Source organism: Streptomyces piniterrae (genome assembly GCF_005048155.1).
In the GTDB taxonomy this organism is placed as follows: domain Bacteria; phylum Actinomycetota; class Actinomycetes; order Streptomycetales; family Streptomycetaceae; genus Streptomyces; species Streptomyces piniterrae.
Genome location: NZ_SUMB01000018.1, coordinates 99,546 through 125,912 on the forward strand (window position 1 = coordinate 99,546; position 26,367 = coordinate 125,912).

The following is a 26,367-nucleotide window of genomic DNA, read 5'->3' on the forward strand; positions in this document are numbered from 1 at the left end:
TCGATGGCATGACTATACGGAATACGGCAGTTTTATGCAACGCTCAAGGTTGGACCGCCGACCGGCCGCATGGGCGCATACTGGCGCCAATGACAAAGCGAGCGGTTTCCAGACGCCATCTGCCCACCAGCCCCTTCAAGAGTCCGGCCGCGCCACCGCACAAGCACTTCACCGTAGGAAGCCGGGTCTCCCACGACGTGTACGGACTCGGCCGGGTCACCGCCGTCGAGGAAGGGATCGCGGTCGTCGTCGACTTCGGTTCCATGCAGCAGCGGATCACGACCCCGTACAGCAAGATGACCAGCCTCTAGAGCACCGGTCTCCACAGACCGCGCACGGACTTCCGGGGTCCGCACCCGCCGCCCCCACCGCGGCTGCGGGCCCCGCGTCCGCTGGCGCGCGGCTCACGCGTGCTGCGGGACCTCGTCCTTCATCGCGCTCTTGATCTGCTCCCGCAGCTCCGGGCCCGCCGTGTGCCCGTGCACGGAAACGGCGTGCTCCATGGCGGCGCGGATCAGTTCCTCTTCCTCACCCGCGATGACGAGGCTGCAATTCATCTCGCTCGGGTAGTCCCGGCAGTCGATCATCTTGCGCATGACGGACCTCCTCGCGTCCGGGTACTTCAAGTGTCGGACGGGTCGCGCCGGGCGTCTAATACGTCGAGCGCGTGGAGTACGTCGAGCGCGCCAGGTGCGTCGGATACGTCGCATGCGGGGAAATCCTGCACGGCGGCGACCACGCTCAGGCTCAGGCCACCCGCCGCTCACCCTGCCGCCACCTCAGTCGTCGAGCCGCCCCGGGTCGGCGGCCAGCGATTCCCAGAAGTCGACATGGGCCTGCTCATGCAGCACGCCGAGTCGCAGCAGTCGCGCACGGGCCGACTGCCGTGAGTCCTTGGACGGTTCGAGCTCGGCGCGCAGCGACTCGTAGTGGCTGAGCCATTTGCGGTGCTGGGCGGCCTGCCGGGTGGCCAGGGCGACGATGTCCGCGGGGGCGCCGAGATCGGCGAAGAACAGTTTCACCTGAGCCGGGTCGCGGGTTTCCGGTTCGCCCGTGTCCGGCTCGGCGATCCAGCGCTCCAGGGCCGCGCGGCCGTTGTCGGTGAGGTGGAAGATCCGTCGGCGGCGGCCCGTCGTTTCGGCCTCTTCCCGGAGGAGGCCGGCCTGCGCCAGCCCCGGCGGGATCCGATAGAGCTGCGCATGCGGGATCGGCCAGAAGGGCTCGATGTCGTCCTGGATCCGGGCCTTCAGCTCGTACGGCGTCATCGGGCCGTGCCGGGCGATCAGACCGAGCACGGCATACCCGGCAGGGCTGCACTCCGCCATGCTTCGCCCCTCCCTCCCCTTGACACCATCCCAATGAGACCATAGCTTCCATCTCATCGAGACCGTATCAATGAGATGATTCTCGTAGGGAGATTCAGAGGGGGATGGTGGAGAGCGTGTTCACGCAGGAGAAGGCTCATCAGGATTTTCGGGATTCGGAGGAATTGCGGGCGTTGAGGGTGCATCCGGAACTGGCCGGGACCCTGGCCGCGCTGCCGGAGCGGCCCGCGAACCCGTACCTCGACATCGAGGCGACGCGCGCCGGCTTCAAGGCGTTTCTGGGGTCGCGCGTCCCCGACAACGACCCGCGGCTCACCGTCCGCCATATGACGATCCCCGGGCCTGACGGCAACACGATCGACGTGCAGGTGCTGCGTCCGGCCGGGGCCGAGGGCCCACTGCCGGGCGTGCTCTATATCCACGGGGGCGGTTTCGCGTACGGGGAGCTGGACGGGCCCAGCCCGATGGCACGCGACGCCTGCGTGGCGGCCGGTGCGGTGGTGGTCAATGTGCACTACCGGCTGGCCCCCGAGCACCGGTATCCGGCAGGCGTCGAGGACTGCTACGCCGCGTTGCGGTGGATGGCCGCGACGGCGGGTGAGCTCGGCATCGACGCCGGGCGGATCGCGGTCACCGGGGCGTCGGCGGGCGGCTGCCTGAGCGCCGCCGTGTGCCTGATGGCCCGCGACCGCCAGGGACCGCCGATCGCCTTCCAGGGACTCCTGATCCCGTGCCTCGACGACCGGGCACGGACCGCCTCGATGCGGCGGATAGCGGACCCGCGGATCACGAACGGCGTCGGGGTCCGGCACATGTGGGACACCTATCTGGGCGCCGACCGGGGTCCGGACGTCCCCGCGTACGCGGCGCCCGCGCGCGCCACCGACCTCTCCGGCCTCCCGCCCGCGTACGTCCTCACCTGCGGACTCGACCCGCTGCGCGACGAAGGACTCGACTACGCCCGCCGGTTGACGGAGGCCGATGTACCGGTCGAGGTCAAGGACGTCCCCGGCGCCTGGCACCTCTTCGAGGCGTTCGCGCCCGACACGGAGCCAGCGCGGCGCACCACCGAGCACTGGCTGGCGGCACTCCGCGTCGCGCTGAGGGGGTGACCCATGGGTTCGGCGCGGGCGGGGTGATGGCGTGACGGGGTGACGGGGTGATGGCGAGGGGCCCCGCTCGCCACTCGCCTCGGACGCCACGCAGCTGCACGTCCCGCCCGCGGGCCCCGCCACAGGCCCGGCTACAGCGTGAAGTCGGTGAGACCTATCGGCTCGGACTCGCCCTCGCCACCGGGTCCGAGGGTGAAGGTGCCGCCGCGGGCGGCTGGGTCCCAGCCTCGCGCGAGCGCGTACTCGATCACCGTCCGCACATCGCGCGGCGTGGGGTAGACGTTGTCCGTACACGCGCCCCACGGTCCCTGCGGGCCCGCCGACACCAGCGCGACGTCGAGCACCTGGCCGGTCCTGCCGGCGCTGCCCCACACCCGGAGCTGGACATACCGCCTGCAGTCCGACTCGTCATGCCGGATGCCGATCGCCCCGGTCCACCGGAATTCCTGTGCGTCGAAACGGATGGTTCGGACACGGCGCTTCCCCACGGACGCCACCCCCCTGGTTCCCGCTGGCTCCCCTGACTGTCTGTGAACAAAGCTAGCGGACGCCTCTGACAACGGCCTCGGCCGTCGGGCCGGGCCGGTCCGTGGCACGGCCACCGGCTCCGGGCATCGGCACGGCCACCGCCTCCGGCGTCAGCCCCGGCCGCCGCGAGTACGGCGGCGGTGGAGGACGACTCCCCAGCCCACCGCGCCGGCCAGCAGTGCGCTGCCGACCGCCGTGATGCCGGTGTTCAGACCGGAGCCGGAACCGCCGCCGAGGCCGGTGTTCGACCCGCCACCGGGGATGCCCTGTTCAGACGCGTCCGGCCCACCCGACTCGCCCGCGCCCGAGCCCGAGAGGGAGCCCGAGACGGTCAGGGTGCCGGTGAACTTCCGCCGGCCTCCCCCATCGCCCTGTTCCCTGTCCCTTTCCTTGTCCTCACCCTGCGCCGCGCCTTGCTCGGCGCCTGGCTCGGCGCCTGGCTCCGCACCCTGTTCAGCGCCCAGTTGGTCGCCGTATGCGGTGTCGCCCTCGACGGCCGGAGCCTCGCCGTGCTGCTCTGGTCCATCGGCGCCGCACGTCACGGTGACCGTGTAGGTGCCCGGCCTGGTGGTCTCCGGCACCGTGCCGGTTCCGCCGAACTCGTTGTTCCGCATGGACAGGGGCAGCTTCGGGATGCCCCCGCCCTCGAAGCTGGCCTCGCCGGTCCCGCCGGTGCAGTTGCCGCCGTCGGAGAGGGAGAACTCGCCGCCCGGCGCCACCGGATCGGGCTGGACGACCACCTGCTTCGGGTCACCGGGGTCGGCCGCGGCGGCGCCGGACACCGCGCCGTACAGCGTGCCGGCGACCGCCAGGACTCCGGCCACCGAGGCGTGGCGCACCGCCGAGGCGTAGTGACGGGCGGCGTGGTGACGGGCCCGGCTCTTCTGCATCGCGTGGCGTATATGCATATCCCGAGCGAAACGCCCGCGCCCGGCACTCGCACGTTCGGCTGGGCTTTCCGGGTGGCGGACCGGCGGACGCCGGCCCGCGCCCGGAGCCGCGCTCACCCGTCCAGCAGGAGACCCCAGGTGCCCGACCGCCGGACCAGGGTGGTCACGGACAGTGGCTGGACGTCGATCCGCCAGTACGTGTGCGGCGGCGCCTGGAGGGCGTAGACCAGGGCCGCGCGGACGACCCCGGGCTCGGCGACCGCCAGCAGTCCGGCGCCGTCATCGGCGGGCCGGGTGTCCATCCAGCCGCCGACCCGGCTGATGAAGGCCAGCAGTGACTCGCCGCCGTGCGGTGCGGAGCGGGGGTCGGCGAGCCAGGCGTCCACCGCCCGGGGCTCGGCGGCGGTCACCTCGCCCAGTGTCCGGCCGCGCCAGCGGCCCATGTCGCAGTCCCGCAGCGCCGGCTGGGCGAGCGGGGTGAGACCCAGGGCGTCGCCGGTCTCCCGGCAGCGTGCGGACGGGGAGCGGTAGCGCAGTTCGGCGGCGGCGAGCCGGCACAGTACCGGGGCGGCGCGCTCGGCCTCGTGCCATCCGGCGGCGTCGAGCGGGCGGTCGTCGTCGAACCGCGTCTCGAGCAGCGAGGAGCTGCGGGCGGCGGCGAGCAGCTTGAGGCGAACGTTCATTCGCTGATGGTAAGAGGAGGGCCCCTCGGATCAACCCCCCTCATCGGATGTGGAAGGAACGGAGGGAAGGGCCGCAATGACGGAATGACGTGGACAGCTCAGATGTCGATGGGCCCCGGGTCGATCAGCCCCAAGGTCATCCACTGCTCCGGGGACACCAGACTCCGGAAGCCGATCTTCTCGTAGACGCCGTGGGCGTCCTGGGTGGCGAGCGTGATGCGGCTCAGCCCGCAGGGCGTCATATGGTCCGCGACGGCTTCGACGAGGGCGGTGCCCAGGCCCTTGCCGCGGTCGTCGCGGGCGACATAGACATCGCAGAGCCAGGCGAAGGTGGCATGGTCGGTGACCACCCGGGCGTAGGCGGCCTGGCGTCCCGAACCGGTCGCGTACAGGCCGAAGTTGAGGGAGCCCGCGACGGCGCGGTCATGGAGTTCACGGGGGCGGCCGAGGGCCCAGTAGGCGTCGGTGGACAGCCAGTGGTGGACGAGGTCGGCGTCCAGGCGGGCCGGGTCGGTGGAGATCTCGTAGCCGTCGAGGGCGTGATCGTTCATGCCGGGAGGTTGGCAGAAGCGCGGCGGCGGCGTCGAACCGGTGGGCGGGTGAGGGGCGGCCGACGGGTGGCGCGCGCCGGGGCCGGGGCGGTCCTGGGAGGCCGGCCCGCCCCGTCGAAACGACCAGCGCGGTGGGCACCCAAGTCCGTAGGAAACGTCAGCCCCAGAGATCCACGGTGGACAGGGAAACCCCAGACAGAGAGGCCCCCGCGGTTGGGGGAACCCTCATCCCTCGAACCCCCTCACCCCGTCGGAACCCCCAACTCGTCGCACGCCGCCCGCAGCCTGCGCACGCCCTCCGTGACCTCACCGGTGCCGGCCGCGGCCGCGAAGCTCAGCCGCAGATGCGGGGCGGGCGGCTCGGCCGGGAAGTAGGGGCGGCCGGCCGCGACCACGACGCCCGCGCGCAGCGCGGCGCCGGTCAGCGCCTCCTCGTCGGTACCGTCGGGCAGCCGCAGCCAGAGGTGGTAGCCGCCCGGCGGGACGAAGAGCCCGCCGCCCCGGGCCGGCTCGACGAGTGCGGGCAGCTGCCGGTGCAGGGCGGCGACCAGGGCGTCTCTGCGTACCGTCAACTCGGCGGAGATCGCCCGCAGATGGCGGGTCCAGGCGGGCGAGCCGACGAGTTCCAGCGCGGTTTCCTGGAGCGGTCCCGGCACGAAGAAGCTGTCGACGACCTGGATGGCGCGCAGCCGGTCGCGGACCGGGCCCCGGGCGGCCAGTGCGCCCACCCGCAGGCTGGGCGAGGTGGCCTTGGTCAGGGAGCAGACGTGCACGACCGTGCCGTCCTGGTCGTCGGCCATCAGGGTCGGCGGGAGCGCGGGCGCGTCGTCGTGGACCAGCCGCCGGGCGAAGTCGTCCTCGACGACGAACGCCCCGGCCGCGCGGGCCACCCGCAGCACCTCGCGCCGCCGCTCCACGGCGAGCACCGCGCCCGTCGGGTTCTGGAACAGGGGCTGACTCACGAAGACCCGCGCGCCGCTGGCCCGGAAGGCGTCGGCGAGCAGATCGGTGCGGACGCCGTCCGCGTCGATCGGTACGGGTACCGGGCGCAGGCCGGAGGCGCGGGCGGCGGCCAGCATGCCCGGGTAGGTCGGGGACTCCACGAGGAGCGGCGCGCCGGGCGGGGCCAGCGCGCGCAGTGCGGCGGTGAGCGCGCTCTGGCCGCCGGCGGTGACGAGGACGTCGCTGGCGGCGAGCCCGCCCCCGGGGCCGCCGATCTCCCGCGCGAACCAGGCGCGCAGCTCCGGCACGCCTTCGACCGGGGGCCGGTTCCAGGCGCCCGGCCGTCGTCCGGCGCGGGCCAGCGCGGCGGCGAGGGCGCGTTCGGGCTGTAGATCGGGGTGCAGATAGCCGCCGCTGAGTTCGATGACTCCGGGGGCGGGGACGGCGAGCGTGGCCAGTACGCCCGAGGCGTCGACGCTGCGCGGCACCTGGTCGGCGGCGGATTCGGCGCTGAGCGCGATCTCCTGCCAGGAGGTGTCGACCGGCCGGGGCGTCTCGCCGCGCGGCTCGGCCCGGAAGGCCCCGGCGCCCGGCCGGGTGACGACCAGGCCCTCGGCGGCCAGCGCGGCGAGCGCCCGGGAGACCGTCACCGGGCTGACCCGGTGGCGCTCCACGAGGGCACGACTCGACGGCAGCTTCTCTCCGGGTGAGTAGCGATTGAGCTCCGTACGGAGATTGGCGGCCAGTTCGGCGACACTGCTACGCTCATGCATGAGAGACAACGATAGCGCTACCGACTCCGCCGCGATAGCGGTGATCACCCCGGAGAGGGGCAGCCCCCGGGACGCCGGCCCGGCGACCAGCACCGCTGCCACCGCTGCCACCGCTGCCACCGCTGCCGCCCACGGAACCACCACCGCCTCCCAGACCACCCCGGCCGCCCGCAGCGCGGGCTTCGGCCGTGGCGCACTCCTCGCCGCGCTCGCCGTCGCCACGTTCTCGCTGACCTTCCCCGGGACCGCTCTGGCCCTGGAGGGCATGGGCCCCTGGACGGTGGTGGCGCTCCGCGAACTGCTGGCCGCCGCGCTCGCCGGCGCCTGCCTGGCGGCGTTCCGGGTGCGGGTCCCCGAGCGGCGCCACTGGGCGGGGATCGCGGTGGTGACGGGCGGTGTCGTCCTCGGCTTCCCGCTGCTGACCACGTTCGCCCTGCAGACCTCCACCACCTCGCACGCGGCCGTCGTGATCGGCCTGCTGCCGCTGACGACCGCCGCCTTCTCGGCCCTGCGGACCGGCGCCCGCCCGTCCCGCACCTTCTGGATCGCCTCGCTGACCGGCGCCGTCGTCGTCATCGGCTTCGCCGTGCAGCAGAGCGGCGGGACGCCGAGCACCGGCGATCTGTTCCTGTTCGCCTCGCTGCTGGTGTGCGCGGCCGGCTACGCGGAGGGCGGCCGGCTGGCCCGCCATATGCCGGGCTGGCAGGTGATCGGCTGGGCGCTGGTGCTGGCCCTGCCGCTGGCGGTGGTGGGCACGGCCGTCGCGCTGTCCATTGAGCCGCTGCACCTCACGGGACGCTCGGTCGCCGGTCTGCTGTGGCTGGCGGTCGGCTCGACGTTCCTCGGCATGGTCGCCTGGTACCGGGGGATGGCCACGATCGGCGTCGCCAAGGCCAGCCAGCTGCAGCTCGCCCAGCCGCTGCTGACCTTGGTGTGGTCGGTGCTGCTGCTCGGCGAGCGGCTGCCGCCGGCGGCTCCCGTGGCGGCGCTGGCGGTGCTGGTGTGCATCGCGGTCACCCAGCGGACACGCGGCTGACCGGCGGCTGACGGGCGGCTGACGGGCGGGGGCCCCGGCCGGTCCGCTCCGCACCGGATGCGACACCGGCCCCCGGACGTAAACTTGCCGCGATGGCATGTATGGCCGTCCGGGCCGTCCCACTGGTCCGCAATCCGTTGGCCGTTCAACCGCTCGGCCGCCGCGCTGTCGGCCGTCCCGGTGCCACGGCCGCCCGAAGCGGGAGGACACCCCTGATGCACGCAAGCAAGGGCGACCGGCTCGTGGTGCACGGCAGGACCGTCGGGCACAAGGACCACTCCGTCGAGATCGTCGAGGTCCTGGGAGAGCACGGCGACCCGCCGTACCGCGTCCGCTCAGAGGACGGGCACGAGACGATCATGTCTCCCGGCCCCGACTCGGTCGTTCAGCACATCAAGTCCGGTAAGCGCTCGCCCCAGTAGCGGAACCCTCCGTCGCAGCGGGACCCGCGGTCATGGCGGGACCCGCCGCCATGACGGACCCGCCACACCTCACAGCGGGTTCCCCGGCACCGATACGGGCCCGCCGGCCCTCCGCGCCACTACGGCCGCGCCCCGCCGCCGTAGTGGTCGCGCACGACTCGGGCCATCGCACCCGACCGGTCCTCGGCGACCTCCTTCGCCGAGAAGAAGACATGCCCGCCGACCTGCGGGAAGTCGCGGGCGAAGGTCAGATGGCGGGAGAGTTCGGCCGGGTCCTGCCAGGCAGGCGGCTGCGCCGGGTCGCCCGCCTTGTAGAGCGCCTCTCCGATGTGGAGATCCACGCCGGTGCCCGACACGGTCCGCGACCACCAGGGAACCAGCTCGGCGTAGTCGGCGGCCGCGAAGCCGAGGTGCCAGTAGACCTGCGGCACGATGTAGTCGAGCCAGCCCTCGCGCACCCAGCGCCGGGTGTCGGCGTACAGATCGTCGTAGGTCTGCACCCCGGCCCGGGTGTCGGAGCCCCGCGGGTCGGTGGCGCGGTTGCGCCAGACGGCGAACGGGCTGACGCCGAACCGCACCCGGCGCCCGAGGGCGGCAACCCGCCGCCGCGTCTCCCGGATCAGCAGGTTGACGTTGTGCCGCCGCCAGTCGCCGCGGTCGGGGAAGTCCGCACCGTACGCCGCATAGGCCGCATCGTCGTCGAAGGTCCGGCCCGCGACGGGATACGGATAGAAGTAGTCGTCGAAGTGCAGCCCGTCGACGGGATAGCGCCGCACCGCGTCCAGCATCGCGTCCTGGACGAAGCGACGGACCTCCGGCAGCCCGGGGTTGTAGTAGAGCTTGCCGCCGTACGGGAGAACCCACTCGGGGTGCCGGCGTGCCGGGTGGTACGGCACGAGTCGGGTGGGGTCGGTGTGGTTGGCCACCCGGTAGGGGTTGCACCAGGCGTGCAGTGCGAGACCGCGCCGGTGCGCCTCACGGACCGCGAAGCCGAGCGGGTCCCAGCCGGGGTGCTTGCCCTGCTCACCGGTGAGGTACTGCGCCCAGGGCTCGTACGGGGAGGGCCACAGGGCGTCGGCGGTGGGCCGTACCTGGAAGAACACCGTGTTCAGCCGGCGCTCGGCGGCGGTGTCGAGGTGGGCCAGCAGTTCGTCCTGCTGCCGGGCGGGGTCCAGGCCCGGGGCGGAGGGCCAGTCGCGGTTGGCGACCGTCGCCAGCCACATGCCCCGCAGCCCGCACCCCCTCCGGTGCCGCTCACCCACCCGGCCCCCGTCCCCTTCCGCCTCCCCTTCCCCTTGCCCGGCGCCCGCCGGGCCGCCTTCGCCCGCCGCCGCGCCCGTTCCGAGCAGCGACGAGGCCGCGCCGAGCGCGACCACCGAGAACCCACGTCGTGTGATCCGGCTCATCAAAGCCCCCAACTTGTCCGCTTCATCCCGTCCTGAGGGCTCAGGATGCCCGCCCCGGCGCCCGGAGCACAGCACCGTGCGGAGTAACGTCGGGGCCGAGGCGGGCGCCGGACCCTTACGGCGTCACCCGCCGAGTCCCGAAGATCAGCGAAAGGCACGAGGTGACGGACACAATCACCGACATCGCACGCGTCGGCGTGGTGGGCTGCGGCCAGATGGGCGCGGGCATCGCCGAGGTGTGCGCGCGCGCCGGACTGGACGTCATGGTCGCCGAGACCACCGGCGAAGCCCTGGAGCTGGGCCGTACCCGCTTGACGAACTCTCTCGGCAAGGCCGCCGAACGCGGCAAGATCACTGCTGCGGAACGGGACACGACGCTCGGCCGGCTCAGCTTCACCACCGACCTCGGGGAGTTCGCCGACCGCGATCTCGTCATAGAGGCCGTCGTGGAGAACGAGCAGGTCAAGACCGAGATCTTCCAGGTCCTCGACCAGGTGATCACCCGCCCGGACGCGATCCTGGCGTCCAACACCTCCTCCATCCCCCTGGTGAAGCTGGCGGTCGCCACCTCCCGCCCCGACCAGGTCATCGGCATCCACTTCTTCAACCCGGCCCCGGTGCAGAAGCTGGTCGAGCTGATCCCCGCGCTGACCACCGGCGAGGAGACCGTCAAGCGCTCCGAGGCGCTGGTGCAGGATGTGCTGGGCAAGCACGCGATCCGCGCCCAGGACCGCTCGGGATTCGTGGTCAACGCGCTGCTCATCCCGTACCTGCTCTCCGCGATCCGGATGTTCGAGTCGGGCATGGCCAGCCGCGAGGACATCGACAACGGCATGGAGCTGGGCTGCGCCCACCCGATGGGCCCGCTCAAGCTGTCCGACCTGATCGGCCTGGACACCGTCGCCTCGGTCGCCGCCTCGATGTACGAGGAGTACAAGGAGCCGCTGTACGCCGCTCCCCCGCTGCTCCAGCGGATGGTGGATGCGGGGCGGCTGGGCCGGAAGTCGGGGTCGGGTTTCTACTCGTACTGACGCGTGCGGCGACGCCGCCAACTGGCGCTGTTCAAGGGGGAACAGCGCCTACGGCGGCGCCGTCGTCGAGTGGTTCGCGCGGCGCCTACAAGGCACCTCGCCCGCGCATCCTCGCCCGGCCACCACGGTCCGCCCGAGACACAACTCGGCGAGCTCATCAGTTGGTAAGGAAACAGCCCTGACCTGGCACTTTGCGCCTTTCGGAGCTGCCTGGGCCTTCCCTCCCACTCAGCGAAAAGTCCCTGAAATCCCTGGGACAGAGCTGAAAGTCCCTCAACAATCCCTGGGAAGTAGCTGGTCGGAGCGGCCCGACCAGGGCGGTCGAGCCTGCATCGGAAGATGCATTGCTGCGTAGGTCTGCTTGAGCCATCTGCCGCGACGAGTGGCACCGGCCCTGGCCGTGGTGTCCGAGCCCGCGCAGGCCAACCGTCGTGGCCATGGAGCGTGCCCTCCCCGGACCGCCGCGTCGGCGAGGCGTTTGACACGATCTCCTCCGGCCTCACCGGAGGTCAGCCGGCCTCACTCGCCTTTGGAGGTGGCGGGGCGAGCTTGTCGTTCGGGTTGACGATGGAGCACCGGCTCATCGACAGGCAGCCGCAGCCGATGCACTCGATGAACTGACTGCGCATCTGCTGCAGGGTGTCGATGCGTTCTTCGATGGCATCGCGCCACAGGCCCGTGAGGTGTTCCCACTCAGCCCGGTTGGGTGCCCGGTCCTCGGGGAGTTCGCGCATGGCCTCGCGGATGTCGGACAGGGGAATGCCGACGCTGGAGGCCATGCGGATCAGGGCGATGCGGCGCAGCATGTGGCGCGGGTAGCGGCGCTGGTTTCCCGAAGTGCGCTGCGGGGACAGCAGGCCAAGCTCCTCGTAGTGATGCAGTGCAGCGACGGTTGCTCCGCTGCGGTAAGCAGCCTCCCCGACGGTGAGCAACGTGTTCGCATTCGACATGACCCAAACGATACGGCATTGACCTCAGGCGCACCTGAGGTTCTATGTTCGACGCATGTCCAGTGACTCTGATCTCCACGGGAAAGAACCCGCTGCCCAAGGAAGTTGGCGCGACTTACTCGGGGGCAGGCACCGCCGTGTGGCCGTCGTGCTCGCCGGCGGCGTCGGCCTGTACGCGACGAACGTGTTCCTTACGACGAGTCTGCTGCCGGCCGCCGTGGATGACATCGGCGGCGACAGGTTCTACGCCTGGGTGACCACCGTCTTCCTGCTCGCCTCGGTGATCTCCTCGACGTTGGTGAGCTGGGTGCTGCCGCGGCTCGGTGCCCGCAACACCTACTTCGTGGCCCTCGGCTCCTTCGCCCTCGGCACCGTGGTCTGCGCGGCCGCCCCGGCCATGGAAGTCCTGCTGACCGGACGTTTCGTCCAGGGCTTGGGAGGCGGCCTGCTGTGCGGGCTGGGGTACGCGCTGATCCGCTCGCTGCTGCCGGAGGGCCTGTGGTCCCTCGGCACCGCGCTCGTGTCCGGCATGTGGGGAGTGGGCACCTTCCTGGGCCCGGCGGTCGGCGGCGCCTTCGCGCAGTACGGCATGTGGCGCGGGGCGATGGTGGCGCTGCTGGTCGCGGCGGCGGTGGTGACGATGCTCGTGCCGCTCGCCGTACCCGCGACGCGAGGCGGTGACGTACCTCCCGTCGCCTCCCCGCTCACCGTTGGCCTACTGCTGAGCGCTGTGCTGCTGGTCAGCATCGGCAACATCGTGGGTTCCGCCGGCGTGCTCGCTGCGCTACTGCTGGCGGCCCTGCTCGGGCTGGGCCTGGCGTTCGCCCACGACAAACGGCGTGGCGGGCGGATCCTGCCCCGGTCGACCTTTTCCCTCTCCTCACCGCTTCCCTGGTGCTACGGCGCTATCGCGCTGCTGTCCATCGCCTCACAGATCGAGGCGTTCATCCCGCTGTTTGGGCAGCGTCTGGCCGGACTGGCCCCGCTGGTGGCAGGTTTCGCCGGTGCCGCGATCGCGCTGGGCTGGACCCTGGGAGAGATGCCCAGCGCGGGCGTCTCCGGGCTGCGCGCCAAGAGCCGGGTGGCGTCGGCGGGACCGCTGCTGGTCACGATCGGGTTCGTGACCGCGGGACTGCTGGTGACAGAGGCGATGGGCAGCGGGGTGACGGTGGCCTGGGTCGCGGCGCTCCTGGTGGGCGGCGCCGGTGTGGGCATCGCCTGGCCTCACGTGGCCACCCGCGTCATGGGCGGCGTCCGGTTCGACGACGAGGGCGACACCGCTGCCGCCGCGATCAACACCGTGCAGCTGATCTCCAACGCCATCGGGTCCGCTGTCGCCGGTGTGCTGGTCCACCTCGGCGGTCCCGCCCCCGTGGACCAGGCGCGGCTGGCACTCTGCGGCATCGGCCTGACGGGTCTCCTGGGCGCGTGGTGCGTGTGGCTGGGCACATCGGCCTGGCGTCGGAAGGGCACCTTCGACAGCGCTGCCGAGGCCACCGGGAGTCGGCCGAAGCAGGCTTCACCGGCCGAGCGCTAGGAACGCCCGCGGCAACGGGGACCGCACGAAGCGCCAAAAGAACGGCAGAAACGCGGCGGTGGCCGGAAGCGGCAAGGAGTTCGCCCAGTGCGATGCCTGGCTGCATCCCGCCGTCGTCGAGTCGGCGCACATCCCGACGCTGACGCGTGCCACCACTTTCCGTCGGCCGCCTCCAACAGGGCCTGGACCCAGCGGCCAGGACACGCAGACCGGGGCGCTCTTGCGGTTCCGCTCTCCCCTCGTACGGCACGCCGTTTACGACACACTCCTCGGCCCCGTGCACCAGGCCCTGCATGTCGAGACGCGGCTGGTCCCGGACCGGGCCGGCCAAGTGACAGCAAAGGAAGACCCACCATCATGGCAGTGAACACAGATACCGTCGATGTACAGGTGTCGGAAGGTCTTGTCCGCGGCCGACGGGAGGGGCCGGGCATGAGCGTGGCTGCCTTCCGTGGGGTGCCCTATGCCGCACCGCCCCTGGCCGAGCGGCGATTCGCGGTGCCGCTTCCGCCGCTTGGCCGGCGGGAAATCCTGCGGGCCGACGGCCCCGTGGGCACCGCACCGCTCCAGCTCCCCTCCGCCGTCGGCACGTTGATGAACGACCCCAAGCCGGCGGAGACCGAATCCTGCCTGACGGTGAACGTCTGGTCGCCGTCGCTTCGCCAGGGACCGCGCCCTGTCTTGGTGTGGCTCCCGGGTGGCAGCTTCCTGACCGGGGGTGCGGACCTTGCGCGCTATGACGGGGCAGAGCTGGCAGCGCAGGAGCAGATCGTGGTCGTCCTGGTCAATTACCGGCTGGGGGCCCTGGGATTCCTCGCTCCCGAGTGGGCGGAACCCGCGCGGATCGAGGGCTCGGGAACAGAGCTGACCTTTCGGACGCCGTCGGAGGCCGGCTGGACGACCAATGCCGGACTTCTGGACCAGATCGCCGCGTTGCGCTGGATCAAGAAAGAGATCGGCGCGTTCGGAGGCGACCCGGATCAGATAGCAGTGGCCGGGCAGTCCGCCGGCGGACAGAGCCTGGCAGCCCTGCTGGCCCTGCCGCAGGTCCGGCCGCTTTTCCGTCGCGCCCTGCTGCACAGTGCGCCGCTGGGCATGGCGCCGATGCCGCGCGCAGAAGCCGCCGAGACCGCCGAGATCTTCCGGAAGGCTCTCGGCGCCGAGGGGGCCGAGGACCTGCGCCAAGCCACTCTCGGCCAACTCCGCAGGGCACAGCAGCACGTTCTGACCCGGCCGCGGCCCGCAGGGGACGTACGTCCGCCTTTCCGGCTCGTCGAGGACGGCCCCGTCGTCGCTCCGGACACAGCCCAGGCGCTGCGGGCTTCCCCGGAACTCGCCGGTACGGAGATCATGCTGGGCACGACCCGGCACGAGTGCGCCCTCTGGTTCGCCCGGCAGTCGGCACCGGTGAGCAACGCAGGCCGGGACGGCGTGACGGCGGAGTTCGCCAGGGCATTCGGCTCCCGCGCGGACGAGGCGCTGGAGACGTACGCCGCCGCGGTCTCGCCGCCGTACAACGCGCTGTCGACGGCCTTCGAGGAGTTCAAGACGGACGCCTTCTTCGCCGCGCCGACACACGCCTTCGCGGACATCCTGCACCGGCACGGGGCACGCACCCGGATGTTCCGTTTCGACTGGCAGGTACCGGGCCGTTACAGCGCGCTCCGGGCCTGTCACTGCGTCGACATCCCGTTTCTGCTGGGCCGTGAGGAGGCCCGTCACGCCCCGCTGTTCGCCGACGCCGACCAGGGCGGCATGCAGCGACTGCGCCACAGCGTCCGCAGAATGTGGGGGGCCTTCGTACGGACCGGATCCCCCTCCCCCACCTGGGCCGAGCACACTCCCGAGCGCCCCGTAGTCCGGGCGGTGGGTGGAGAATTCGCGGGTACCACGCTGGGTTCGCTGGTGGAGCCGGAGCGGCGTGCGCTCTGGCCCGCCAGCGCCCTGATCTCACCGCAGTGACGGTGTGGCCGCTGGGCCGGGCCGGCGGTGTGCCGGCCCGGCCCAGCGGCCGGCGGATCCCAGCGAACCATGGGCGCAGTGGCGGTCAGGCGGCCAGCAGCTCGGTGTCCATGTCGCTCTGCGCGTTGAAAATGGTGCGCCGTGCGTCGACGATCGGACGACGGCCATGCATCACCCGGGTGTTGTCGATCAGTGCGATGTCACCGTCCACCCAGTCGAGCTGCTCGGTCTGGGCATCCGTCACCTTCTCCAACTCCGCAAGGACGGAAGCCGGGATATCGTTCCCGTCGGTGAAGGTGATACGGGGCTTCTCATAGTGGTTCGACGGCCCCAGGATGCTGTTGGCGAACGCAGGGCGGGCGCCGAACAGGGTGCCGTGCACGGCGGGTATGCGGTACGCATAGCGGACCGCGCCGTCCTCGACGGGCTCGATCACGGTCTTACCCTCGCCCCGCGCCAGGTCGCGCAGCTGCTCGACGGTGACAGAGTCCGCGTCCGCGGTGCCGAGGTGGAAGGCGGCGAAGCCCTTCCACTTGGCCTCCTCCACCCGCCGGGTATAGACGATGTCCTGACTGGCGAAGAGCGAACGCGTTCCCTCGCTGAGTGCGTCCCAGACCCGGTAACCGTCGCAGACTGTGGTCTGCGATCCCTCAGCGGCCGCCTTCTGGCAGTAGAACCAGGTGAGCGTGGGGGCAAACGGGCTGTTGCCGTTCTCCAAGTGCAGGCCCACCGCGTCGTATCCCGCGTCGACCTTCTGCGCGGTGGATCCTCCGTGGAAGGATCGGGCTGGGTCCAGGGTGACGCGCTCGGAGTGGGACTCGACGAATGCCGAGAACTCCTCCAGGCCGGAGTCGAACCCCCTGAAGAGCAGGAACCCAGCCTCACCCAGCGCACGGACGACCTCGACGGGACTCAGAACCGACAGGTCCCTCTCGGTGCCCCGGGGCTGGACCAGCAGCCCCGTACCGGAGCCGTAGGGCGACACGACGACGTTTTCGATCACGGGTACTCTCCTTCGATGCGGAATGCGAGTTGCTGGTGAACGGTCAGGCAAGACGGCCCGACGTCACCGCTTTCTGGATCACGGAGCGGCGGGGCCTGCCGGTCACCGTGAAGAATTCGGAGTGCAGGTCCTCGTCGGCGGACAGCAGGTGGAGCACTTCGACCTGTTCCACCCGGGAGAGCCGTGCTCGGGCGACGGCTTCGAGCTGCCCGCGCACGTCCTCGGCGTCCGCCTCCGGGTCGATCAGGAAGAGCCCGTGGAGCGCCGGCATACCGTCGCCCACGACGGCGACGGCCCGTACCGCGGGGACGGAGCGGTACTGTGCCTCGACCCACTCCGGGGCCACGTTGCGCCCCGCCGACGTGATGATGACGCTCTTCTTGCGGCCCTTGATCCGGATGAATCCGTCCTCGATCTCGGCGAGATCACCGGTGTGCAGCCAGCCGTCGGCGTCGACCTGGCACCCGGATGGGTCGTCGCCACCCTTGTAGCCGGCGAATAACGACGTGCTCCGGACCAGGAGTTCACCGTCATGGGCGGTCCGCACCTGCACATGCGCGAGGGGGCGGCCAACAGTGCCGACCCGGCGGGCGCCAGGCGTGTTCCAGCTGACCACCGAGCTGTTCTCGCTCAACCCGTACCCCTCGTACACGGGTACGCCGTGGCCATCCAGTTTCTCCAGCGTGAGCGGATCCACCGGGGCGCCCCCGCAGCACACCAACGGGGCGTCCGGGCCGCCGAAGAGCTCCTCGACCAGGCTCCGGCCACCGGCGAGAGCCGAGCCGGCACGGTCGACCATGGCTTCGGCCAGCGCTGGTGTGGCCACCAGTGCCGTGGGCCGGGCGGCGCGGGTGTAGGGAAGTACGGCCCGGGGCGCAAACGAGGAGGTGCCGACGAGCGGTGCCTCGGGAGGAAGCAGGACGACGGTGCCGCCGTCGCAGATCACGAGATAGATGCCTGTTACCTGCTCGATGAGCAGGCTGAACGGCACCAGCGAGAGGTAACGGCGGTAGGCGTGCTCGGGCATCGCCCCGCGCAGGGAGGAGATCAGCGCGTCCAGACCGCCGCCGCGGATGCAGACCCCTTTGGGGCGCGACGTGGTGCCGGAGGTGTGGATCACCTTGCAGATCCGGTCCTGCGGACCCGCTCCGTCCCTGAAGAGCGGTGCGGCCGTGGCCTGTTGCGCCGCGAGGCGGTCGATGTCCACCACTTCCAGCGCCGCGGCCTGCGGCAGTACGTCTTCCCGTCCCCATGCGGCCAGCTGAGCGCGACCCTCCTCGTCGACCAGACAGATGTCGACGTCCTGCAGCATCGAGGCGGCCTGATCGGCGTTGAACGCCAGTGGCACGGGGATCTCTGCCGCGCCGGCGCCGAGAGCGGCGAGGTCAGCCACCACGAACTCCGGGCTGTTGCCCATGACCACACCCACGTGCAACTGCGCGGGGTCGGTGGGGTCGTCGGCCGGGCGCAGCGACCGGTCCCGTACCGGGTGCTCGCGCAGCACACCGGCGAGCACCGCGGCCGCTCCGACGATGTGCCGGTAGGCGATCGAACGGGCCAAGGAGCCGTCGGCCGCCAGCAGCTGGATCATCGGACGGGCGTCGTCGGCCAGGTGTGTCAGCGCCTGCTCAAGCGTGCGCACTGGTCACCGCCTCGGGAAGCGGGACGGGAGTCTGTACGACGAGGTCCGAGAAGCTGTACCGGCCGGTCGAGGCGTTGATCAGCTGGCCGATATCGTCGAGTGGCACCGCTCCCGTGGTCGGAGAATGGTCGTAGTACGTTCCCCAGGCCGTCTTCGTCGCCTCGTCCATCCAGTCAGGGGTGGCTGGCTTCAGCGGGATGAACGGGACGTGGAGCCGTGCCATGAGGCCTGCGACCCGGTCGGTGACGGTGGCCAGGATGAAGCGTTTCCCCTGGCACCACGCGATAATGGGCAGCAGCCGGACCAGTTCGCCGCCCGCTCCGCCCGAACCGGCCAGCGGGCCGACCTCCACGATCTCACTGCGCTGCACCGCAGTGGCCGAGACCGGGGCAAGGGCGCTCTGCGCCGGCTGGCCGAGGTAGCCTTCCGAAAAGAATGTGCCCCTGTCAGCGTTGCTCAGGCCGGCACAGGCAATCACGGCACTGTCCACCGACTCCCGCACGGTGACGAAAATGTCCGGTGCCGGCGCGGTCTGCGCGCCGTACATGGTCCGGTAGTTGTGTTGAGCGAACTCTCTCGCCTCGTACCACTGTGGTGAGAAAGCTGCGGTGATGGATATCTCCATGTCTCCCCGTCCTGATTTACCAGTTCACCTTGAGGTTGGAGTGCATGAGCTTGAGGACCAACGGTGGCGGCAGCTGGTACTGACGCCGCAGCAGCCAGGTGATGCGGCGCATCAGCCAGGCGGGCCGCCTGTCCAGCCATTGAAGGGATTCGTCCAGCGCCTGGAGCACCCGCTGGATCTGTTCGGACCTGACCGTGAGCGGCGGATAGAAGCGCAGCACGGGCTGGTCCATCTGTTCGTTCAGCGAATGACCCAGGTGGATTCCGCGGGCTGACATCTGCATCGAAATCAGGTTCTCCACCGCGGGGTTGCGGGTACGCAGCCCCGTCATCATGCCGATGCCCGGGGCGTCGACGAGGTGCCTGGGATGCTTCCGGACGGCCGCCCGGAGCCCGTCCCGCAGGGCGGCGCCGACGCGTTCGGCTCGCTCGGGAAGGCCCAGTCGCCGCACTTCCCGGATCGTGGCCGTCGCCGCCGCCATGGACAGCGCCGACGGCGTCGTCCCTTCCAGCACACCAGGATGCCACTGGGGGGACCGGCGTGCCGCTGAGGCCACCTCGTGCGTCATGGCCGCCACCGCGACCGGAACGAATCCGCCGGTCAGGGCCTTCGACAGCAGGATGATGTCGGGCACGACCCCGAAGTGCTCGACCGCGAACATCCTGCCCGTGCGCCCGAAGCCGGTCTGGATCTCGTCCGCGACGAGCAGCGTGTCGGTCTCGGCGCAGGCCCGGGACACCTCCGGCAGGAAGTCTGCCGGAGGAACCCGCAGATAGGCACCACCGAGAACGGGCTCGACAAACACGGCGGCGACGTCCCGGGAAGACACCGCCCTGCGTACCGAAGCTGCGTCACCGGGTGGAACGACCACCAGGTCGCTGCCGCCCGGCAGGAAGTCTCGCCGGTGCTCCTCCTGCCCGAGCACGGTCAACGCGCCGAGCGTCTTTCCGTGGTACCCGCCCGCGACGATGACGATCCTGTGCCTACCGGGGCGAGCCAAGTACGCGGCACGCAGGGCGGCTTCGGAGACCTCAGCGCCTGAGCAGCCCAATGTGAACCGATCCAGTCCCGGCGGAAGGATCTCAAGGAGGAGGGAAAAGAGCTCCGCCATGGCGGGATGCGTCGCCCCCGGCGGTATGGCGGGAGCCCGCTCCAGTTCATGTAGGACGGCCTCGCGGACCGCATCATTCTGGTGGCCGACGAGGAAGACCCCGTAGCTGCCGGCGAAGTCGAGGGAACAGGATCCGTCTTCGCCGAAGACCTCGGAGCCATGGGCATGCGATTCCACCTGCCGCTCTGTGGCGGCCATCATGAGGGCGGCGGTGGGATTCCAGTGTCTGCCCAGTGCGGTGAGGATCTGCTGCCGGTCCAGGGAGGAGGCGGAGGCTTTGCCGGTCATCGGGTGTTCTCCTGGGTTTCTGCCGCGCCCACGGCTTTCAGTCCGTCGAAGAGGCGTTGCAGGATCTGGTCGGTGTCCGCCCGCTCGGCGGTGAGCGGCGGGGCGAGCGTGAGCAAGTCGCCCTCCGGCGGGCGTATCAGCACCTTGCGCCGGGCGAGTTCGCAGGCCAGCTCTCGGGCGGCGGCCTGGTCCCGTGTCCGTATCCACAGCAGCGAGCCGTCGGCGTGCAGCGTGCAGGCGGGGGCGGGAAGACCGGAGAGTTCTTCGCGCCGCCTGGCCACTGCGGCGGCGAAGTCGCGCTGCCGGGCTGCCAGTTGGTCGGTGACCACGGCATTGAGTACCGCCGAGACCGCGGTGGCGGAGAGCGGATTGGCGCCGAAGGTGGAACCATGCAGGCTGGGGTTGCGGCGCCCGTAGACCCGCTGATACGCGGTGGCGGTCATGACGGCGGCGCCGACCGGCACCGCATCCGCGCCCAATGTCTCCCCCAGCAACAGGACGTCAGGGAAGATCCCCAGGGCGCCCGTGCCCAGATCGTGCCCGAGGCGGGCCGGGCCGGTCTGCCGCTCGTCGAGCACCAGCAGTGAGCCCGTCCGGTTGCAGCGCTCGCGGAGCTCGACCCACCAGGCACGGGGCAGCCGGCCCAGGGGGCGGCCGGGAGCGGCCGGGGCTATCACCACAGCCGCCACGGAGGTGTCCACCCCATCCAGCAGCGCCTCCGGCTCGTCGGCTGGGACACCGAGGGGCCGCAGCGGCGCTCTGGGGAATACCGAGCGCCCCTGTCGCAGAGACTGGCCGTGGCTCAGCGTGCCGTAAGACTCGCCCCGGATACCGAGCACATGGGGCCGGCCCGGGTGCGTCCCCTTGGCCAGCTTGAGCGAGGAGTCGAGGGCTTCGTTTCCGCTGTTGCACAGATACGAGACGGACAGGGGGCCGGGGCAGAACTCGGCGAGCGCCGCCACGGCTCCGGCGAGCGGGCGGCTGATGAGGATGCGGCTGGAGAGCGCGGTACGCAGCGCCTGGTCCGCGATGGCCGACGTGACTGCCGGGTGGGCGCTGCCGAAGCCGCCGCTGGAGGCGTCGAGCCACAGGCTCCCGTCGCGGGCCGTCAACTGCGCGCCGATCTGGCGTTCGATCACCGGCGCCGGCACGTCTTGGGACATGTGAGGCACAAGGTGGCGTCGTACGACGGCAGCCGGGGCCGTGGGGTCTTTGTCGTTTGTCGTGGTGGGGGTGCTTGAGCGATCTGCGGTACCCGGAGTATTCATCGTCTCTTTCCGTTGGTGGACAGCAGCGCCGACGGACACTCGGCCCCAGCGCGGGTCGGCATCAAAGTGAGGGCATGCCTCAAGGACTGCCGGCAGGTTCAGAAGTGCCGACAGGTGAAGAGGAAGGAGAGGGGGCCGTGACGAGCTGAGGGCCGGATTCAGTTCACCGTTGTGGCAGGTCGGAGCCGCGCGAGGCCGCGGGTCCGGCGTACGACGTGACGTCGTTGGCGCATGGGCCGAAGTTCGACAGAAGCCGGTGACCTTTGCTGGCGGTGATGCACCCGGCAGACATCGCAAAGTTCTCTTCTCGCAGGGCGAGATGTGTGCGCCAGTTGGACGAGTGCCCGAAGAGGGCGATTTCCCAACTGGGAGGCTCCCGCGTCCCGGTGCCTTCGCCTTCAGCCCTTCGGCTGAAATGACTGATGATTGCCCCTAAAGACTCCAAGTGCTCTCCCTGGGTTCTCGTTTGCCTCTCTGATCCGGTCGTTCACACGCTTGATCCCTACGGATGTCGGCATGTTGCACTCTCCCAGTTCGGGAGCAGTGAGAAACGCTTCCACCGGGGGCTTGCCGGCCCCGAACACTGACGCTGGCTATGCGCAACTTGCATTGCGGCCAAGCGAGTTGGACGCTCCGCTACGCCGTGGAAGCTATCGGCGGCCAGGCACAACCGTCAACTGGTGCGACATCATGAACCAGCCATCTGTTCACGCTAGTTGTCGCAGGCGGATGGGGAGCCGCCGTTGCCGCCGGCCGGCCCTTCGCCTCGGGAAATACATGGCGGTTGCAACACCGTCGATCGCCAGACCTGCCGGAACAGAAGCCGCTGGACAACTCCGAGGACATGGACGCCCTCTGACGCTCGAAATATCATCAGCAATGGCGTCGCAGGGGCGGCCGGTCCGTGACGATGACGAGATTGCGGTGATCCGGCGGCTGGCGCGGGCGCGGAAGGCCCCGCGGGATCTGGCGTTGCGGGCGCGGATGGTCGAGCTGAGCCGGTCTGCGGGGTGCCTGCGACTGCGGACGAGTTGGCCTGCGGGCAACGACACGGCATCGCCGGCCGCACCGCTCTCAACAGCCTCTCTTCGCACGACGGCCCGGTCCACCCGGACATGGCTGGCGTCTCCGCGAACAGGCAGGATGCCACCCTCCCGTGCAGACAAGACTGCGAGTCAGCAACTAAGGTGAGTGACCCGGAGGACGTAGTGCCACTTCCAGCTGATGGCAGCTTCGGGCACGATGTAGGCAGCCTCAACACAGTTGCCATGCATAGGGAGTTATGCGATGAGTGGCGAGGAGGGCATCACGCCCGGACGGCAGTTGACAGTTGCGCAGAAGCTGGACCACTTGCTCAAGCTACGCGCCAAGCCAGGCGATGATGACAAACCGTCCTACAAGACGATGGCAGCGGAAATTGCCGCGCAGTCCGGCGAGACGTTCTCCGGTGCGTACTTGTGGCAACTGCATCGCGGAGAGCGCACCAACCCGACCTTGCGACATCTCACTGCTCTGGCCAAGTACTTTGGCGTGCCTGTGTCTTACTTCACTGATGATGATGTAGCCCGAAGGGTGATCGACGAGGAAGACCTGGCCCGCCGTGAGTTGGACAGATCCATGGCCGAGGCAGGAGTGAGTGCGGTATATCTGCGCGGCGACCTCACCGCCTTGTCCCCTGAGGGGAAACGGATGGCTGCTGACATGATCCGTCAGATTCGCGCTCTGGAGCAAGGCACGAAAAGGCCTCCGTGCCCGCCATGCACATGAGCCCGCCCGGCGACAGGATGCGGCTCAGCTACAAGGTCGTATGCCCTCCTGCACCGACGAGCCCTGGAGATTCGACTGAGATGCGCTGGAGGCGTCTGCATCGCCGTTGCCGGAAGGTGATCAACGGTATCCCCCTGCCCGAGCCTTTCTCCGCAGAGGAATTATGTAGCCGACTCGCGAGGGAACGAGACCGGCCGCTGCATCTGCTCCCGTTACCGACTCCAACGGTCCCCGGCACCCCATCAGGCATGTGGCTGGTCGCCGAGCGCGGGGATTACGTTTTTTACGACTCGCAGACCAGCCTTCTGCATCAAGAGCACATCATCGTGCACGAGGTCGGACACATGGTGTGCGGCCACCGGTCAGCGGGTGATGACCAGCAGCTGTACCGGATGATCGACATCGCGGACCCAGAGTCCATCCGGCAAGCGCTACCCCGCATCCGGTATTCCGATGAGCAGGAACAGGAAGCGGAGATGATGGCCAGCCTCATCCTGGAGGCTGCCGGTCGTGTGCCCGCCCCGACTCTGCTCTCCGGAATGCTGGGCGGGCTTGAGTCCGCCATGGGACTGCGGGCAGCCCGGCATGCAGGAATATCATGCCGCCGTGGATAGAGACCGCCGGTATATCCGCGCTGTGGGTCGTAGCGGTTGCCCGCGCACCACAAGCCATCCGCGACCGGGAGCAACGGCCCTTATGGTTCGCAATCATCATGATTGCTCTCGCGATGTCGACGCACCTCGAACCCGCCACCACTGCGCTGGCACACGTGGTCCCAGACGCGCACTGGGTCGACATGACCACGCACATCTTCGCCATCGTTGACGCAGCCGCAGTGCTGTGGTTCGTCTGCGGAGCCGCAGGACGGCACCGTCACACCGCCCTGGTGTTCGGCGCCGCGATCGCGTTCATCGTCATTCTCGTGATTCTGGACGGAAAGGCTCCACCACACGCCCGTAACGTGATCACTCCCTCATCGACGACCCCGGGCATTCCGGATGTCTACTGGTGGTTCTTCTTCTCCTTTCACCTGGTCGCGGACAGTATCTGCGGGTTCGTGTGCTGGAGTTACGGGCGCCCCGGCACTCCGCGGCTATTGCGCTATGGATTACGCCTGTTCGGCACCGGCATGCTTCTGGCGGACTTGCTGTGGGTTCTCAAACTTGCGTACCTGCAGACGCACTCGGCAGCCTTCGCCCCGCTGTTCTCGCCCGTCACCGGCGTCGAGGCTCTGTTCATGGCAGTGGGGGTGGCGCTTCCCGTCGTGGCGCAGGCACGCGACCGCTGGCGCGATGGGAGGTCGTACCAAAAACTTGCCCCTTTGTGGCTGAGCCTCACCACAGCAGCTCCCGACGTCATCCTTGGACCGAACCAGCGCTTCCAGGGCATGGCGATCCCTCTCCAGCTCCGCCTTTACCGGAGAGTGATCGAGATCAGGGACGCGATGATCGTGCTGCGGAACTATGCCACTCCGACTGCCCTCGATCTGGCACACCAGCACATCACTGACCAAACCGTCCCCTCGCACTTGCGCGATGCTCACGTAACCGCCTGCTGGCTCACCGCCGCCCTGCAAGCGAAGGACAACGGCATGGCTCCTCAGTCCCAGAAGGCTAACCTCGCCGGCCCCAGCACGAACGATCTCACCGACGAAATCAACCACCTACTTCAGATCGCAGAAGCCTACAAGTCACCAGAAGTCCATGCTTATAAAGAGTCACTCATCGGCGCGATCTGACGAGAGCGAGAGATAACTATGCTTGTTGCCTTTTCTCTAACCCCCATGGGCGTGGAAGCAGGCGTCGCCGATTACATCGCTGACGCCGTGAAAATCATTCGTGAATCCGGCCTCCCGAACCGGTCGGACTCCATGTACACGATGATCGAGGGCGAATGGGACGAAGTCATGAATGTGATCAAGCAGGCAACGGATGCCGTCACCCCCAAAGCGCCCCGCGTCCAGCTCATCATCAAAGCGGACCTCTGGCCCGACATGCCCAACCCTCTTGACGGAAAGATCGGATTCCTCGAACAACGAATCGCGGACGTCGCCTCAGCCTCACCCACTGAGTTGAGCTGACCCCGGCTTCGCGGAGTCCCTGAGAGGTCCCTGGGCGCCCCGCAGGCCACGAACGACCCCTGAATCCGCAGGTCAGCGCTGAAGCCGCGCCCACTGACGCCATGTACGAGGAGTACAAGGAGCCCCTGTACGCCGCTCCCCCGCTGCTCCAGCGGATGGTGGACGCGGGGCGTCTGGGGCGGAAGAGCGGCTCGGGGTTCTACCCGTACTGAGCGCCCTCTTGGCGCACGGCTGTCGCGCCGGGGTGGTCCGCCCGCCGCTCGGGGGAAAATCCGGCGGGCGGACACCAAGCCGGCGGGCGCCCGTCCGCCGGCGTCGGGGCCCCCGTGGCACCAGACGAGTCAACTCCTGTGCGGGCCGCGGCGGCAGCGTGTGAACCGGCCCGATTGGGGTGTCCGGTTCACACCCCGTGCGAACGGCCGCGTGCTCCCCTCCCGGCCGTCACCCGGAGTCACTTCACACGGGGTGTGTTTCGGTGACCCGCATATTCCTCCCGCACACCTCCCGCCTTTCGCCGCAGGGCAGTTGACTGATGCGGGTACGGACAACGAAGTCGTTGGCAAAGGAATGAGGAGCGGAACGTGACCGCCCACCCTGGAACCGAACCGGTGACCGCCGACTTAGCGGAGCTGAGGCGCTGCCTCGATGTACGCACCGCCCGGGTCGACGGACAGCTCGCGCTGCTGGCCCAGCGCTCCGAGCAGCAAGCGCGTGACGCGGACGAACTACAGGCCCGCGTCACGCGGTTGGAGAGCTCCCGCTGGCCGCTGCCCTCCATCGCCGCGCTCACGGGGCTCGCGGCGTTGGTGGTGGCGCTGTGGCAGGCCATGGGCCGCTGACACCGGGCGGCCCGTGGGGCGCGACTCCGGTCAGCCCAGCCGGATGTGATGCAGCATCAGCAGTGCGGCGGCCATGTTGGCGGCGGGCACCTCCCCTCGCGCCACCATGTCCGGCACCAGTTTGAGGGACACCCACTCCCGCCGGTCCGACTCGAAGGCGTCCTGCGGCTCGCCGACATAGTGGCCCCGGTCGGACCAGTAGATGTGGTGCCGGGCGTCGGTGAGGCCGTTGGACGGCTCCACCGACAGCAGATGCCGGAGGGGGCCGGGTCGCCACCCGGTCTCCTCCTCCATCTCGCGGGCGGCCGCGGCCGCGAGGTCCTCGCCGTCCTCGACGACACCGGCCGCGAGCTCCCAGCCCCAGGTGTCCGTGATGAACCGGTGCCGCCACAACAGCAGCACCTCATTGGCCTCGTTGACCACTGTGGCCACGGCGACCGGGCGCATACGGATCAGATAGTGATCCAGATGCCGGCCGTCGGGGAGTTCCACATCGGCGAGATTGACCCGGAACCAGGGGTTCGCGTAAACGGGCTTTTCGCTGAGATTGTTCCAACGCACGTAACTGCCACCTTCCGCTGTTGAGCCGGCGAGGT

General features: G+C 69.8%; 27 protein-coding genes and 1 pseudogene. 13 read left to right on the forward strand and 15 right to left on the reverse strand.

Going from position 1 to position 26,367, the window contains the following annotated elements; all coding sequences use genetic code 11:
- The first annotated feature begins 89 nt into the window (after nt 1-89).
- Nucleotides 90-311: a hypothetical protein gene (locus FCH28_RS36075; protein ID WP_136744637.1), complete on the forward strand. Its 222-nt coding sequence runs from the start codon at nt 90-92 to the stop codon at nt 309-311.
- Nucleotides 312-404: 93 nt separating this feature from the next.
- On the opposite strand, the gene FCH28_RS36080 is transcribed toward FCH28_RS36075, so the two are convergent.
- Both FCH28_RS36080 and FCH28_RS36085 read right to left on the reverse strand, forming a co-directional pair.
- The gene (locus tag FCH28_RS36080; RefSeq protein WP_136744638.1) at nt 405-596 is read right to left on the reverse strand and encodes a DUF1059 domain-containing protein; all 192 of its coding nucleotides are present in this window, start codon (nt 594-596) and stop codon (nt 405-407) included.
- Nucleotides 597-779: 183 nt separating this feature from the next.
- The gene (locus tag FCH28_RS36085) at nt 780-1,325 is read right to left on the reverse strand and encodes a PadR family transcriptional regulator (RefSeq protein WP_169314342.1); all 546 of its coding nucleotides are present in this window, start codon (nt 1,323-1,325) and stop codon (nt 780-782) included.
- Between the two features lie 104 nt (nt 1,326-1,429).
- Here FCH28_RS36085 and FCH28_RS36090 point away from each other — a divergent pair, with 104 nt between their 5' ends.
- Entirely contained in the window at nt 1,430-2,437 is a 1,008-nt protein-coding gene (locus FCH28_RS36090; RefSeq protein ID WP_136744640.1) for an alpha/beta hydrolase, read from the forward strand.
- A 131-nt stretch (nt 2,438-2,568) separates the two neighbouring features.
- Here the strand turns inward: FCH28_RS36090 and FCH28_RS36095 are convergent, their stop codons facing one another.
- From FCH28_RS36095 to FCH28_RS36115, 5 genes are all read right to left on the reverse strand, one after another.
- A complete protein-coding gene (locus FCH28_RS36095) occupies nt 2,569-2,925 on the reverse strand; it encodes an integrase (RefSeq protein ID WP_136744641.1) in 357 nt (118 codons plus the stop codon).
- Nucleotides 2,926-3,075: 150 nt separating this feature from the next.
- Nucleotides 3,076-3,873 (reverse strand): hypothetical protein, encoded by a 798-nt coding sequence (locus tag FCH28_RS36100; RefSeq protein ID WP_136744642.1) that lies wholly within the window; start codon nt 3,871-3,873, stop codon nt 3,076-3,078.
- Nucleotides 3,874-3,968: 95 nt separating this feature from the next.
- Nucleotides 3,969-4,538, reverse strand: coding sequence for a histidine phosphatase family protein (locus FCH28_RS36105; RefSeq protein ID WP_136744643.1), 570 nt, complete (start codon nt 4,536-4,538; stop codon nt 3,969-3,971).
- A gap of 98 nt (nt 4,539-4,636) precedes the next feature.
- Entirely contained in the window at nt 4,637-5,089 is a 453-nt protein-coding gene (locus tag FCH28_RS36110) for a GNAT family N-acetyltransferase (protein ID WP_136744644.1), read from the reverse strand.
- A 242-nt stretch (nt 5,090-5,331) separates the two neighbouring features.
- Nucleotides 5,332-6,804 carry an aminotransferase-like domain-containing protein gene (locus FCH28_RS36115; protein WP_136744645.1) on the reverse strand — a complete coding sequence of 491 codons (1,473 nt, stop codon included), beginning with the start codon at nt 6,802-6,804 and terminating at the stop codon, nt 5,332-5,334.
- Between FCH28_RS36115 and FCH28_RS36120 the strand changes: the two genes are divergently transcribed.
- Nucleotides 6,803-7,840: a DMT family transporter gene (locus FCH28_RS36120; protein WP_136744646.1), complete on the forward strand. Its 1,038-nt coding sequence runs from the start codon at nt 6,803-6,805 to the stop codon at nt 7,838-7,840. The genes FCH28_RS36115 and FCH28_RS36120 overlap by 2 nt on opposite strands.
- Before the next feature lie 215 nt (nt 7,841-8,055).
- Nucleotides 8,056-8,262, forward strand: a complete 207-nt coding sequence (locus tag FCH28_RS36125) for a DUF1918 domain-containing protein (RefSeq protein WP_136744647.1) — start codon at nt 8,056-8,058, stop codon at nt 8,260-8,262.
- A 119-nt stretch (nt 8,263-8,381) separates the two neighbouring features.
- Here FCH28_RS36125 and FCH28_RS36130 read toward each other — a convergent pair whose 3' ends face one another.
- The gene (locus FCH28_RS36130; RefSeq protein WP_136744648.1) at nt 8,382-9,668 is read right to left on the reverse strand and encodes a glycoside hydrolase family 10-like protein; all 1,287 of its coding nucleotides are present in this window, start codon (nt 9,666-9,668) and stop codon (nt 8,382-8,384) included.
- A 173-nt stretch (nt 9,669-9,841) separates the two neighbouring features.
- Between FCH28_RS36130 and FCH28_RS36135 the strand changes: the two genes are divergently transcribed.
- A complete protein-coding gene (locus FCH28_RS36135; RefSeq protein ID WP_136744684.1) occupies nt 9,842-10,699 on the forward strand; it encodes a 3-hydroxybutyryl-CoA dehydrogenase in 858 nt (285 codons plus the stop codon).
- 509 nt (nt 10,700-11,208) lie between these two features.
- Here FCH28_RS36135 and soxR read toward each other — a convergent pair.
- The gene (soxR, locus tag FCH28_RS36140; RefSeq protein ID WP_136744649.1) at nt 11,209-11,649 is read right to left on the reverse strand and encodes a redox-sensitive transcriptional activator SoxR; all 441 of its coding nucleotides are present in this window, start codon (nt 11,647-11,649) and stop codon (nt 11,209-11,211) included.
- 139 nt (nt 11,650-11,788) lie between these two features.
- Between soxR and FCH28_RS36145 the strand changes: the two genes are divergently transcribed.
- Together FCH28_RS36145 and FCH28_RS36150 are read left to right on the forward strand one after the other, a co-directional pair.
- The gene (locus FCH28_RS36145) at nt 11,789-13,186 is read left to right on the forward strand and encodes an MFS transporter (protein WP_169314343.1); all 1,398 of its coding nucleotides are present in this window, start codon (nt 11,789-11,791) and stop codon (nt 13,184-13,186) included.
- 357 nt (nt 13,187-13,543) lie between these two features.
- Entirely contained in the window at nt 13,544-15,148 is a 1,605-nt protein-coding gene (locus FCH28_RS36150) for a carboxylesterase/lipase family protein (RefSeq protein ID WP_136744651.1), read from the forward strand.
- An 85-nt stretch (nt 15,149-15,233) separates the two neighbouring features.
- Here FCH28_RS36150 and FCH28_RS39595 read toward each other — a convergent pair whose 3' ends face one another.
- Genes FCH28_RS39595 through FCH28_RS36170 form a run of 5 tightly spaced genes read right to left on the reverse strand, consistent with a single transcriptional unit; the run spans nt 15,234 to nt 20,980 of the window.
- A complete protein-coding gene (locus tag FCH28_RS39595; protein ID WP_169314344.1) occupies nt 15,234-16,151 on the reverse strand; it encodes a TauD/TfdA family dioxygenase in 918 nt (305 codons plus the stop codon).
- Nucleotides 16,152-16,194: 43 nt separating this feature from the next.
- Nucleotides 16,195-17,793 (reverse strand): AMP-binding protein, encoded by a 1,599-nt coding sequence (locus FCH28_RS39600; RefSeq protein WP_169314345.1) that lies wholly within the window; start codon nt 17,791-17,793, stop codon nt 16,195-16,197.
- Complete coding sequence (locus tag FCH28_RS36160) at nt 17,780-18,418, reverse strand: thermostable hemolysin (protein ID WP_136744652.1); 639 nt, start codon at nt 18,416-18,418, stop codon at nt 17,780-17,782. The genes FCH28_RS39600 and FCH28_RS36160 overlap by 14 nt, the downstream gene beginning before the upstream one ends.
- 16 nt (nt 18,419-18,434) lie before the next feature.
- Complete coding sequence (locus FCH28_RS36165; RefSeq protein WP_136744653.1) at nt 18,435-19,817, reverse strand: aspartate aminotransferase family protein; 1,383 nt, start codon at nt 19,815-19,817, stop codon at nt 18,435-18,437.
- Nucleotides 19,814-20,980: an aminotransferase class III-fold pyridoxal phosphate-dependent enzyme gene (locus FCH28_RS36170; RefSeq protein ID WP_169314346.1), complete on the reverse strand. Its 1,167-nt coding sequence runs from the start codon at nt 20,978-20,980 to the stop codon at nt 19,814-19,816. Before FCH28_RS36170 ends, FCH28_RS36165 begins: the two co-directional genes overlap by 4 nt.
- A 1,392-nt stretch (nt 20,981-22,372) precedes the next feature.
- Here FCH28_RS36170 and FCH28_RS36175 point away from each other — a divergent pair.
- From FCH28_RS36175 to FCH28_RS36200, 6 genes and pseudogenes are all read left to right on the forward strand, one after another.
- Complete coding sequence (locus FCH28_RS36175; RefSeq protein ID WP_136744655.1) at nt 22,373-22,852, forward strand: helix-turn-helix domain-containing protein; 480 nt, start codon at nt 22,373-22,375, stop codon at nt 22,850-22,852.
- 248 nt (nt 22,853-23,100) lie between these two features.
- Nucleotides 23,101-23,466 (forward strand): hypothetical protein, encoded by a 366-nt coding sequence (locus FCH28_RS36180; RefSeq protein ID WP_136744656.1) that lies wholly within the window; start codon nt 23,101-23,103, stop codon nt 23,464-23,466.
- A complete protein-coding gene (locus FCH28_RS36185; RefSeq protein ID WP_136744657.1) occupies nt 23,451-24,590 on the forward strand; it encodes an MAB_1171c family putative transporter in 1,140 nt (379 codons plus the stop codon). The genes FCH28_RS36180 and FCH28_RS36185 overlap by 16 nt, the downstream gene beginning before the upstream one ends.
- Before the next feature lie 18 nt (nt 24,591-24,608).
- A complete protein-coding gene (locus tag FCH28_RS36190) occupies nt 24,609-24,932 on the forward strand; it encodes an MTH1187 family thiamine-binding protein (RefSeq protein WP_136744658.1) in 324 nt (107 codons plus the stop codon).
- Nucleotides 24,933-25,024: 92 nt separating this feature from the next.
- Nucleotides 25,025-25,144 (forward strand): annotated as a pseudogene (locus tag FCH28_RS36195) (3-hydroxyacyl-CoA dehydrogenase family protein); the annotation flags it as partial.
- A 369-nt stretch (nt 25,145-25,513) separates the two neighbouring features.
- Nucleotides 25,514-25,771, forward strand: a complete 258-nt coding sequence (locus FCH28_RS36200) for a hypothetical protein (protein ID WP_136744659.1) — start codon at nt 25,514-25,516, stop codon at nt 25,769-25,771.
- A 30-nt stretch (nt 25,772-25,801) separates the two neighbouring features.
- Here FCH28_RS36200 and FCH28_RS36205 read toward each other — a convergent pair whose 3' ends face one another.
- Nucleotides 25,802-26,332 carry an NUDIX domain-containing protein gene (locus tag FCH28_RS36205; protein ID WP_136744660.1) on the reverse strand — a complete coding sequence of 177 codons (531 nt, stop codon included), beginning with the start codon at nt 26,330-26,332 and terminating at the stop codon, nt 25,802-25,804.
- Nucleotides 26,333-26,367 lie beyond the last annotated feature (35 nt).